This is a genomic window from Pseudomonas sp. HMWF006 (assembly GCF_003061205.1).
Taxonomy (GTDB): Bacteria; Pseudomonadota; Gammaproteobacteria; order Pseudomonadales; family Pseudomonadaceae; genus Aquipseudomonas; species Aquipseudomonas monsensis.
In genome coordinates this window covers 1-957 of sequence record NZ_QAIU01000454.1, presented here as the reverse complement: position 1 = coordinate 957, position 957 = coordinate 1, and the positions used below count along the sequence as shown (strand labels likewise).

The 957-nt window shown below is 60.8% G+C and carries 1 pseudogene; it reads left to right on the top strand.

Annotation, left to right across the window (positions count from 1 at the left end):
* A pseudogene (locus DBR24_RS32945) lies at positions 1-957 on the top strand (HAD family hydrolase); the annotation flags it as partial.

Sequence of the window (957 nt, the reverse complement as noted above, 5' to 3'; positions counted from 1 at the left end):
GGCTGCTGATCCGCTTCATGTTCGTCATGGCGCCGCTGGTGTTGTTCATCAACGGTTTCACCAAGGGCGACTGGACCGAAGCGCTGCTGTTCGCATTGTCGATCGCTGTGGGTCTGACCCCGGAAATGCTGCCGATGATCGTCACATCGACGCTGGCCAAAGGTGCGGTGTTCCTGTCGCGCAAGAAAGTCATCGTCAAGCGTCTGGACGCGATCCAGAACTTCGGTGCGATGGACGTGCTGTGCACCGACAAGACCGGCACCCTGACCCAGGACAAGATCTTCCTGGCACGCAATGTCGATGTCTGGGGTGATGACTCCGACGACGTACTGGAAATGGCCTACCTCAACAGCTACTACCAGACCGGGCTGAAAAACCTGCTCGACGTGGCAGTGCTGGAGCACGTGGAAGTCCACCGTGAATTGAAAGTCGGCACGGCGTTTCGCAAGGTCGACGAGATCCCGTTCGACTTCAATCGTCGGCGCATGTCGGTGGTGGTCGAAGGGCGTGGCGAGCCACATCTGCTGATCTGCAAGGGCGCGGTGGAAGAGGTGCTGGCAGTGTGCAGCCGCGTGCGGCATGGCGAGGTCGATGAAGCCTTGAGCGATGAATTGCTGACCCGGATTCGTCAGGTCACCGCAGCATTCAACGCTGAAGGCTTGCGCGTGGTGGCAGTCGCTGCCCGGTCGCTGCCCGAGGGGCGCGACACTTATAGCCTGGCCGATGAACAGCAACTGACGCTGATCGGTTACGTGGCATTCCTCGATCCACCGAAGGAAAGCACCGCGCCGGCACTCAAGGCCTTGGCCGAGCATGGTGTGGCGGTGAAAGTGCTGACCGGCGACAACGAGCTGGTCACCGCGAAGATCTGCCGCGAAGTCGGTCTGGCGCAGCAGGGCTTGCTGATGGGCAATGACATCGAGCGCATGAGCGATGCCCAACTGGCCGTGGCAGTGG